11 protein-coding genes and 1 pseudogene are annotated in these 9,978 nt (G+C 71.3%); all 12 read right to left on the minus strand.

Features of this window, described 5'->3' with window-relative positions; all coding sequences use genetic code 11:
• Positions 1-280 (minus strand): annotated as a pseudogene (locus QNI14_RS04610) (hypothetical protein); the annotation flags it as partial.
• Positions 281-445: 165 nt separating this feature from the next.
• On the minus strand, positions 446-1,042 hold the full coding sequence (locus QNI14_RS04615) for a Trp biosynthesis-associated membrane protein (protein WP_283715186.1): 597 nt from the start codon (positions 1,040-1,042) through the stop codon (positions 446-448).
• The gene (gene hisI, locus QNI14_RS04620) at positions 1,039-1,395 is read right to left on the minus strand and encodes a phosphoribosyl-AMP cyclohydrolase (protein WP_283715187.1); all 357 of its coding nucleotides are present in this window, start codon (positions 1,393-1,395) and stop codon (positions 1,039-1,041) included. Before hisI ends, QNI14_RS04615 begins: the two co-directional genes overlap by 4 nt.
• Positions 1,395-2,156, minus strand: coding sequence for an imidazole glycerol phosphate synthase subunit HisF (gene hisF, locus QNI14_RS04625; RefSeq protein ID WP_283715188.1), 762 nt, complete (start codon positions 2,154-2,156; stop codon positions 1,395-1,397). The genes hisI and hisF overlap by 1 nt, the downstream gene beginning before the upstream one ends.
• A 1-nt stretch (position 2,157) precedes the next feature.
• Positions 2,158-3,000 carry an ATP phosphoribosyltransferase gene (gene hisG, locus QNI14_RS04630; protein WP_283715189.1) on the minus strand — a complete coding sequence of 281 codons (843 nt, stop codon included), beginning with the start codon at positions 2,998-3,000 and terminating at the stop codon, positions 2,158-2,160.
• A 58-nt stretch (positions 3,001-3,058) separates the two neighbouring features.
• Positions 3,059-3,322 carry a phosphoribosyl-ATP diphosphatase gene (locus QNI14_RS04635; RefSeq protein WP_283715191.1) on the minus strand — a complete coding sequence of 88 codons (264 nt, stop codon included), beginning with the start codon at positions 3,320-3,322 and terminating at the stop codon, positions 3,059-3,061.
• A gap of 55 nt (positions 3,323-3,377) precedes the next feature.
• Positions 3,378-4,049, minus strand: coding sequence for a ribulose-phosphate 3-epimerase (rpe, locus tag QNI14_RS04640; protein WP_283715192.1), 672 nt, complete (start codon positions 4,047-4,049; stop codon positions 3,378-3,380).
• Positions 4,050-4,078: 29 nt separating this feature from the next.
• The gene (locus QNI14_RS04645; protein ID WP_283715193.1) at positions 4,079-5,434 is read right to left on the minus strand and encodes an RsmB/NOP family class I SAM-dependent RNA methyltransferase; all 1,356 of its coding nucleotides are present in this window, start codon (positions 5,432-5,434) and stop codon (positions 4,079-4,081) included.
• Positions 5,431-6,363, minus strand: coding sequence for a methionyl-tRNA formyltransferase (fmt, locus tag QNI14_RS04650; protein ID WP_283715194.1), 933 nt, complete (start codon positions 6,361-6,363; stop codon positions 5,431-5,433). The genes QNI14_RS04645 and fmt overlap by 4 nt, the downstream gene beginning before the upstream one ends.
• Positions 6,364-6,371: 8 nt before the next feature.
• Complete coding sequence (locus QNI14_RS04655) at positions 6,372-8,330, minus strand: primosomal protein N' family DNA-binding protein (RefSeq protein ID WP_283715196.1); 1,959 nt, start codon at positions 8,328-8,330, stop codon at positions 6,372-6,374.
• Positions 8,331-8,336: 6 nt separating this feature from the next.
• A complete protein-coding gene (gene metK, locus QNI14_RS04660; protein WP_283715197.1) occupies positions 8,337-9,530 on the minus strand; it encodes a methionine adenosyltransferase in 1,194 nt (397 codons plus the stop codon).
• Positions 9,531-9,646: 116 nt separating this feature from the next.
• Complete coding sequence (gene rpoZ / locus QNI14_RS04665; protein ID WP_248173893.1) at positions 9,647-9,901, minus strand: DNA-directed RNA polymerase subunit omega; 255 nt, start codon at positions 9,899-9,901, stop codon at positions 9,647-9,649.
• Between the last annotated feature and the right edge of the window lie 77 nt (positions 9,902-9,978).

Raw genomic sequence — 9,978 nt, forward strand, 5'->3', positions numbered from 1 at the left:
GCTTGTACGTGCTACCCGTCGCACCACTGATCGACGCAGACCCACGCTTCCACTGATACGACAACGACGCAGCCGGCTTCCATTGCCCAGCCGCCACTGTCAGCGTGCTGCCGACCTTCGCGGAACCGGACACCGTCGGCACGGGCGCCGACGTGAACTTCGCAGCCGCGACCGCGGCATACGGCGCCGATGTGAACAGCAGAGCAACCGAGATGAGAAGCGCAAGTGCGATCTTGCGCAACGGTCGTTCGGACTCGGGCGCTTTCGACGTCGGATGCATAGGACGTAGCCTCCCCAGGCTGCGCTTCGCGGGTCCCCACTCGCAGCGCCGTCCCCCGCACGGTTCGCCGAAGAAGCCTTGCAGTGCTTCGGCTCACGCGAAGGCTACAACTCCGATCGCTCGGTACGCAAACGCCGTCAGCGGGGCGGTGGTGGCGTCCCGCGCTCAGCGGGTCGGGTCCTCGCCCCGGGAGAGGTCGTCCCACGAATCGACGGCGTCGCGCGGACGGCCGTCGGCCGGCGCGGCGTCCTGCCGGTACTTCCGTCCGGCACCCGCCCATCGGTGCCCGGTGACGAGCGCGATCGCACCGCCGGCGACGACCGCGAGACCGGCAGCTGCGGTCACCCACGGCCACGGTGTGAGGGCCATCGTGGTGACGATGCCCGCGGCCGCCTCGACGCCACTGAGGCCAGTGGCCTCGGTGACGGTCCCGACGACGGCGTCGATCGGCATGGTCAGCGCGATCCGGAGGGATGCCACGGCGAGTCCTGCGCCCATGAGCACAGCGATCGCGCCGAAGACGTAGCGGAGCACGCGACCCACGATGGTGAGGGCGAGCCCGAGGGCGAGCGCGGCAAGGCTGAGCGGTGCCAGCACCGGCAACGCGGAAGCGCCCGGCACCGCCAACGAGAGTTGGGCGCCGTCGCGCAGGGCGAGGTCGAGCCAGGTCTGGGTCGAACCGATGATCGACACCGCTCCCCCGGCCAGCACCGGCAGGACCGCACGGGTGCGCCAGCGGCGGGGCGCGGCATCCGGGGTCATCGGTCCGACACCACCGGCTCGAGGTCATCGGCGTCAAAACAGGTGTGGTCACCGGTGTGGCAGGCCGCGCCGACCTGCTCGACGGCGACGAGCAGCGTGTCGCCGTCGCAGTCCAGGCGGACGCCCTTGACGTACTGCGCGTGTCCGGAAGTGTCGCCCTTGCGCCAGTACTCCTGCCGCGAACGCGACCAGAACGTCACGCGCCCCTCGGTGAGCGTGCGGCGCAGCGCCTCGGCATCCATCCATCCGAGCATCAGCACTTCGAGCGTGTCGTGCTGCTGCACGATCGCCGCGACGAGCCCGTCGTCGTTGTAGCGGACGCGGGCCACCCGCTCCTCGATCGTCCTGGCCATCAGCGCACCTCGATCCCGTCGGCGACGAGCGCCGACTTCACGTCGCCGACCGTCAACTGGCCGGAGTGGAAGACGGATGCCGCGAGCACGGCGTCGGCCCCGGCGCGGATCGCGGGCGCGAAGTCCGCGGCATCCCCGGCACCGCCGGAGGCGATCACGGGCACCGACGAGATCTCGCGCATCAGCCCGACGAGCTCGAGGTCGAAGCCGTCCTTCGTGCCGTCGGCGTCGATCGAGTTGACGAGGAGCTCCCCCGCGCCACGTTCGATCGCCTCACGCGCCCAGGCGAGTGCGTCGAGCGTCGTGAGAGTGCGGCCGCCGTGCGTCGTGACGGCGAAGCCCGACGGGAGGCCGGGCGCCCGCTTCACGTCGAGCGAGAGGACGAGCACCTGTGCGCCGAACCGGTCTGCGATCTCGCCGACGAGCTCGGGGCGGGCGATCGCGGCGGAATTCACCCCGACTTTGTCCGCCCCGACGCCGAGGAGGCGAGCGACATCCTCGGTGCTGCGGACGCCGCCGCCGACCGTCAGCGGGATGAAGACCTCTTCGGCGGTGCGCTGCACGACGTCGTAGGTGGTCGAGCGGTCGTCGACCGTCGCGGTGACGTCGAGGAAGGTGATCTCGTCGGCGCCCTGCTCGTAGTACCGGCGTGCGAGCTCGACGGGGTCGCCCATCTCACGCAGGTTCTCGAAGTTGACGCCCTTCACGACCTTGCCCGCGGCGACGTCGAGGCACGGGATGACCCGGCAGACGAGCGACACGTCAGAGCCTTGCGTTGTGGATCGCCGTCACGAGGATCGCGCGGGCGCCGATCTCGTACAGCGCGTCCATGACCTGGTTGACGGTCTTGCGCGGTGACATCACGCGGACGGCGACCCACTCCGGGTCGCGCAGCGGCGAGATCGTCGGCGACTCGATGCCCGGGGCGATCGCCACCGCCTGGTCGACGAGCGACGCCGGCAGGTCGTAGTCGATCATCACGTAGCGCCGCGCGACCATGACGCCGCGGAGGCGCCGCAAGAGCGTCTCGGTGCCCTCGGCCTCGGTCGGGGCGCCGATGAGGACCGCCTCCGACTCGAGCAGCACCGGCCCGAAGATCTCGAGCCCCGCCTGCCGGAGCGTCGTGCCCGTGGAGACGACGTCGGCGACCGCGTCGGCGACGCCGAGCTGGACAGCAGATTCCACCGCGCCGTCGAGCGGCACGAGGTCGACGGCGATGCCGTGCTCATCGAGGTAGGCGTCGACGAGGCCCGGGTAGGCGGTCGCGACACGGAGGGCTTCGAGGTCGGCGAGCTCGGTGAAGCGTCCTGGAGGACCCGCGAAACGGAACGTCGAGCCGCCGAAGCCGAGCTGCTCGATCTCCCGAGCACCCGGCATCCGTGCGTCCAGGAGCAGGTCGCGACCGGTGATACCGACATGAAGCGCACCGGAGCCCACGTAGGTGGCGATGTCTTTCGGGCGGAGGTAGAAGAACTCGACGTCGTTGACGGGATCGATGGCGTGCAGGTCTTTGGCGTCGCGGCGACCGGTGTACCCGGCCTCGGCGAGCATGTCGGCGGTGGTCTCGGCGAGCGATCCCTTGTTCGGGATGGCGATGCGCAGCATGTGGGGACTTTCGGGTGGTGGGACGGTCATCCCGGAGCGAGCGTGGACGGAGGCCGGCTCAGAGATGTCGGTACACGTCCTGCAGCGAGAGCCCCTTCGCGAGCATCAGCACCTGCAAGTGATAGAGCAGCTGCGAGATCTCCTCGGCGGTCTCGTCGTCCGACTGGTACTCGGCTGCCATCCAGACCTCGGCGGCTTCTTCGACGATCTTCTTGCCGATCGCGTGGACGCCGCGGTCCAGCTGCGCGACCGTGCCCGAGCCCTCGGGCCGCGCCGCCGCAGTCGCGGTGAGCTCGGAGAACAGCGTGTCGAAGGTCTTCACACTTCAAGGGTAGCGGGCGGGCGGACCCGACCGGCGCAGCGTGACCTCGCTGCGCTCAGTGCCGATGAGCGGATGCCGCAGTCGCACGGAGTCCTGCGATGGCCGCCCCGGGGTCGCCCGCGCCGAACACCGCCGATCCCGCCACGAAGGTGTCGGCACCTGCCTCCGCAGCCTGCGTGATCGTCGATTCCGCGATCCCGCCGTCGACCTGCAGCCACACCTGCGAACCGCGGCGGCGCGCCTCGTCCGAGAGCCGACGGAGCTTCGGCATCTGGTCGGCCATGAAGCTCTGACCACCGAATCCGGGCTCGACGGTCATCACCAGGATCTGGTCGAACTCATCGAGGTGCTCGAACAGCGACTCGACGGGCGTCGCCGGCTTCACGGCGACACCGGCGCGCGCGCCGATCGACCGCAGCCGCCGCGCGAGCGCGATCGGGTCGACCGCCGCTTCGAGGTGGAAGGTGACCGATGCCGCGCCGATCTCGGCGTACTGCGGCGCCGTGCGGTCGGCATCCGAGATCATGAGGTGCACGTCGAGTGGGACGGGACTCGTCGCCTGGATGCGCTCGACCATCTGCGGCCCGAACGTGAGGTTCGGGACGAAGTGGTTGTCCATCACGTCCACGTGCACGAAATCCGCGGACGCAATGCGGGCGAGTTCGGCCTGCATGTTCACGAAGTCGGCGGCCAGGATGCTCGGGTTGATGCGCACGTCGGTGGTCACGCCCCCATCATCGCAGTCGCCCGGCGTCGTCAGGTGCGCTGCAGGAGCGTGATCGACATCGCGTCGGTGCCGTGGCGGTGCGGCCACAGCTGTGCTCGCCCCGAGCCGTCGGTCTGCGCCGGCAGGTCGATGGGAGACACGCTGACGGATGCCACGACCGCGCGGGCGTCGAGCTGCGCGATCCGGCCCTCGAACTGACGCTCGACCTCGGCGACGACCCCGGCCGTCTCGGCGAGGTGCGGCGAGCAGGTGACGTACGCCACGATGCCGCCCGGAGCGAGTGCCTCAACCGCAGCGGCGAGCAACTCCGCCTGCAGTGCGCTCAGTTCCGGGACATCGGATGGGGTCTTCCTCCAGCGCGACTCGGGGCGGCGTCGCAACGCGCCGAGTCCAGTGCAGGGCGCGTCCACGAGAATCCGGTCGTACCGGCCCTTGCCGGCGCGGGAGCGCCCGTCCTCCTCGGAGACCGGAACCTCGCCGGGCACGCCCGCCACCGACTGGCGGACGAGCCGTGCGCGGGCGGGCGACAGCTCGTTCGCCTCGAGCACGGCACCGTTGGCGTGCGCTTCGGCGGCGAGCACCGCGGTCTTGCCGCCGGGGGCGGCGCACAGGTCGAGCCACCGCTCACCGTCGCGGACCGGCAGCGCGCGGGACAGCGCGAGCGCCGCGAGCTGCGACCCCTCGTCCTGCACCCGGATGCGGCCGGCCGAGGCGGTCACCGTGCGTTCGGGGTCTCCCCCGCCGAGCCGGAACCCGATCGGCGATTGCGTCGTACGCACAGCATCCGCGGGGATCTCGGCGAGGCCGGGCAGTGCCGTCATCGTCACCTGTGGGGCCGCATTGTCGGCGGCCAGCAGATCGTGGAGCTCATCGGCGCGGTCCTCGGCCGCGAGCGCACGCCGAAGGGCCCGGATGACCCACACGGGGTGGGCGAACCGGATCGAGAGCCGCTCGTCGTCTGAGCGCGCCTTGCCCTCGACGCGCGTGAGCCAAGCCGCCTCGTCGCGCTCGGTGATCCGTCGCATGACGGCGTTCGCGAAGCCGGTGATCTTGCGACCCGCGGCCTGGCGGGCGAGCTCGACGGTCTCGTTCACGGCCGCGTGCGCGGGCACGCGGGTGGCGAGCACCTGATGCGCGCCGAGGCGGAGCGCATCGAGCACCGGCGGGTCGATCTCGACGGCAGGTCGACCGGCGGCGGACGCGATGATCGCGTCGTACGTCCCCATCCGCCGGAGGGTGCCGTAGGTGAGCTCGGTCGCGAGTGCGGCGTCGCCCGGCGTCAGCCCAGCCCGGACGATCTCGCGCGGGAGCAGCAGGTTCGCGTAGGCGTCGGAGGTACGGACGGCGCTGATCACGTCGTAGGCGACCTCGCGCGCGGTCGTCACTGGTCGCTCCCCGGAAGGTCGAAGCGCGGTTCGTCGGCGCGAAGACCGCGCCACCAATCCGCAGCGGCCATGGCGCCCTTCCCCGCGGGCTGCACTGTCGTGAGCGCAACGGTACCGTCGCCCGTGCCCACGAGGACGCGCTTGTCGGCGAACGTGACGACGCCCGGGGCCAGTTCGGTGTCCGGGCCCTGCAACGCCGCGAGCACCTTGAGCCGCTGCCCTCCGATCGCCGCGTGGGCGCCCGGCTCGGGAGTCGTTCCGCGGAATCGGTCGAGCACACGGACGGCGGGCTGCGTGAAGTCGAGTGCGCCGTCGGCGATCGAGAGCTTCGGCGCGAGTGTGGGCTCACCCACCTGCGGCTCGGCGACGGCTGTCCCGGCCGCGATACCGTCCACGACCTCGCGCACGAGCGCTGCGCCGTCGACTGCGAGCGATGCGAGCAGGTCACCGGCGGTCGCCCCGCGCGGCACGTCCTGCTCGAGCTGCGCGTACACATCGCCGGCGTCGAGGGCGGGAACGAGCTGGAAGACCGCCGCGCCGGTCCTCCGGTCACCGGCGATGAGCGCATGTTGCACCGGCGCCGCGCCACGCCAGCGCGGGAGCAGCGAGAAGTGCAGGTTGATCCACCCGTGCGCCGGCGTCGACAGGAGCGGCTCGCGGACGAGGCCGCCGTACGCGACGATGACGCCGAGGTCGGGCTCGTGGGCGGCGATAGCAGCCGTGGCATCCGCATCGAGCCGGTCGGCCTTGATGACCGGGATGCCGAGCTCCTCAGCGGCCACAGCGACCGGCGAGGGCGTCAGCACGCGCTTGCGGCCGAGCGGGGCGTCACGCCTCGTGACGACGGCGACGACCTCGTGGTCCGACGCCGCGAGGGCGTGCAGGGACGGAACTGCCGGGTCGGGGGTTCCGGCGAAAACGACGCGCATCCTGGTCCTCACAGATCGAGCTCGGGCACATCGAGCCGAACCTTGAGTGTAGTCCGCGGGGTCGAACGGGGGCCGCGCCGTCGGCCTGAGACCGCCGCGGCGACCACTGACGATCGCAACTGCTCAGCCACCGCACGCCCGTGGGCGTAGTCGACGCGGACGAGGGCGCGGACCATGCCCTCCCCCTGCGGGACGGGCCCGAGCACGGCCGTCGCATCGAGCGCAGGGACCGTCGCCCGCAGCTCGCGGAGCGCTTCGTCGACGACCGGCGCGGTGCCCTCGACCGACGCGACCCGCACCGTCGGCGGCATCTGCAACGGCGCCCGATCGGCGAGCTCCTGCCGCGCATACGCAGCGTGGTTCCACGTCGCGAGCGCACGCGCGACCGGGCCCGTCACACCCACGAGGTGCACCGGCGACCCCGGGGCCGCGAGCACCGCGGCGTTCGACCACCAGCGCAGGCACGACTCGCCGATCCGCAGCTGCTCCGCCATCAGCATCTTGTCGCCGTCGAGCAGGATCACGGCGCGATACCCGCCCGCGGCGTGCGGTTCCGCGCCACGGGTGGCGATCACCAGCGCGGGGCGGTCGTCGACGGATGCCACGGGGTGGTCGCCGTCGGCGACGATGACCCGCACACCGGGGAACGCCCGACCGAGTTCATCCGCCGTGCGCTCGCTGCCGGACGAGGCCATGCGGAAGCTCGTGGCGGAGCAGTTCGCGCACGACCAGCCCGGGGCCGACCGCCCGCACCAGCCGCAGTCCGGAACCGCACCCGCCCGTCGCGCGCGCAGCGGACCGGAGCAGTGGCGGCAGCGTGCCGGTGTGCGGCACTCGGCGCACACGAGCACCGGCGAGTATCCGGGTCGCGCCACCTGCACGAGCACGGGACCGTGCTGGAGCGCCTCTCGTGCCGCCGCGAACGCGCTCGACGGCACGCGCGCGCCCCGCGACTCGGCTTCGTGCGTCGCCGACAGCACGACCTTCGGCGACGGACGTCGCGCCGCGGGCAGGGCTCGGACGAATCCGATCTGCACCAGTCGCTCGACGTCGGTCGTGCGCGTATGCCCGAGGAACACGAGCGCCGACGACTCGACGCCCTGTCGCACGAGTGCCGCATCGCGCGCGTGCACGCCAGGACTCAGCGGCTCCGCGAGCAACGGATCACCGTCGTCCCAGATCAGGACGAGCCCCACGTCATGTGCCGGCGCGTACACCGTCGAACGATTGCCGACGACGATGCACGGCACATCCCGCAGCAGCCGAAGGTAACTGCTGAATCGCTCCGGGCCCGACCGGCGGGCGTCGTCGCGCACGACCGCATCGTCGGGGACGCACGCCGCAAGTGCCTCGAGCACCTGCGTCTGGTCGCGATGATCCGGGACCACGATCAGCGCGCTCCGCCCCGATGCGAGCGTCTGCACCGCGAGCGCCGCCGCGAGGTCCGCCCACGCGCCGCGGAGCTCCCCCGCAGCGGGGTGCGGCGGTGCGTCGACCGCGAGACGCTCCCCCGCGAGTGCCGCGTCGGCGAGGCCGGGATACGTCGACAGGATGCCGGCGGCCGTGGCCGCGGCATCCGCCGACACCCCCGGCGCCGCGGGCGGGTCGGACGCGAGCCACGCCTTCTCGGCGCGAACCATGCGCTTGGGCACCGCGAGACGCAGGACGTCGTTCGCAGATCCGGCGGCACGGTCGGCGACCGCACGCGCGAGCTCGTACAGCCGCCGCGGCAGGAGCTCGATCGGTGATACCACCTCCGCGAGCTCCGACAGCGGCCGCCCGCCAGGCTCGGCCTCACCGAGTTCGACGAGCCACCCCTCGACCATGCGTCCCGCGCTCCGGAGCGGCGCTTTCACACGCACGCCTGGACGTGCGACGCCCTCGAACTTCGCCGGGATCGCGTAATCGAACAGGCGGTCGAGCTGCGGCAGCGGCGAGTCGAGGAGGACCCGCGCGACGGTGGCCACGGCCGGTCAGCGGCCGGCAGATGCCCGGAGCGCGTCGACGCGGTCGAGGCGTTCCCAGGTGAACTCGTCGTGGTCGCGACCGAAGTGGCCGTATGCGGCGGTGGACGCGTAGATCGGCCGCAGCAGGTCGAGGTCGTCGATGATCGCCTGCGGACGCAGATCGAACACGTCGCGGATCGCGGCGGTGATCTTCTCGTCCGAGACGTGACCGGTGCCGAACGTCTCGACGTAGAGACCGACGGGCGCGGCACGCCCGATGGCGTAGGCGACCTGCACCTCGAGGCGGTCGGCAAGCCCGGCGGCGACAGCGTTCTTCGCGACCCAGCGCATGGCGTACGCCGCGGAGCGGTCGACCTTGGACGGGTCCTTGCCGCTGAACGCGCCACCACCGTGCCGCGCCGCGCCGCCGTAGGTGTCGATGATGATCTTGCGCCCGGTGAGTCCGGCGTCGCCCTTCGGACCGCCGACCACGAACGGGCCCGCGGGATTGATGACGTAGCGGACGTTCGAGACGTCGAGGCCGGTCTTCGCGAGCACCGGGTCGATGACCTCCGCCTGCACCGCGGCGCGGAGGGCCGGCAGCGAGATGTCGGGGTTGTGCTGCGTCGAGAGCACGACGGTGTCGACCGAGACGGGCGTGGTGCCGTCGTAGCCGAGGGTGACCTGCGTCTTACCGTCGGGACGGAGGAACGGCAACGCGCCCGAACGACGCGCGTCGGTAAGGCGCTCGGCCAGTCGGTGCGCGGTCCAGATCGCGGTCGGCATGTACTGCGGCGTCTCGTTCGTCGCGTAACCGAACATGATGCCCTGGTCACCGGCGCCGAGCGCGTCGAGCGTGTCGACCGAGCCGCCCTCGCGATGTTCGAGGGCGTTGTCGACGCCAGCGGCAATGTCGCCCGACTGTTCTCCGATCGAGACGGTCACGCCGCACGAATCGCCGTCGAAGCCGGTGTCCGAAGAGGTGTACCCGATGCGGTTGACGACGCCGCGGACGATGCCGGGGATGTCGACGTAGCCGTCGGTGCGGACCTCGCCCGCGACGTGCACGAGTCCGGTCGTGACGAGCGTCTCGACCGCGACCCGGCTGTTCCGGTCGACGGCGAGGAGCGCGTCGAGGATGCTGTCGGAGATCTGGTCGCAGATCTTGTCGGGGTGGCCTTCGGTCACGGATTCCGACGTGAACAGACGCAGCGCGGACATCGGTCCTCCAGGTGCGGGGATCGGGGGTGTGAAACCATCATGCCCGCGGTCCCCGACACGGGGGACACACGGGCAAGAGGATGACGCCGTGTGGCGTCAGAGGTCAGTCGTCGAGGTCACTCGGCCGCGCGCAGGCGCAGCTTGTCCTCGTGGATCTCGTGGAGCGCGATCGTGAGGGGCTTGTCCTCGACGTTCGAGTCGACGAGCGGGCCCACATTGTCGAAGAGGTTCCCCTCGTGCAGGTCCGAGTAGTAGTCGTTGATCTGACGCGCACGCTTGGATGCGTAGATCACGAGCTGGTACTTCGAGTCGACCTTCTCGAGCAGTGCGTCGATGGGCGGGTCGATGATGCCCTGGTCACGGTTGGCCATGGGGGTCCTCCAGGATCGAGAGGTGGAAAGTCTGAGCGCGCGAAGACGCGCGGCATCCGTCCAGTCTACAGGGTGAT

Source organism: Microbacterium dauci, from assembly GCF_030065535.1.
Taxonomy (GTDB): domain Bacteria; phylum Actinomycetota; class Actinomycetes; order Actinomycetales; family Microbacteriaceae; genus Microbacterium; species Microbacterium dauci.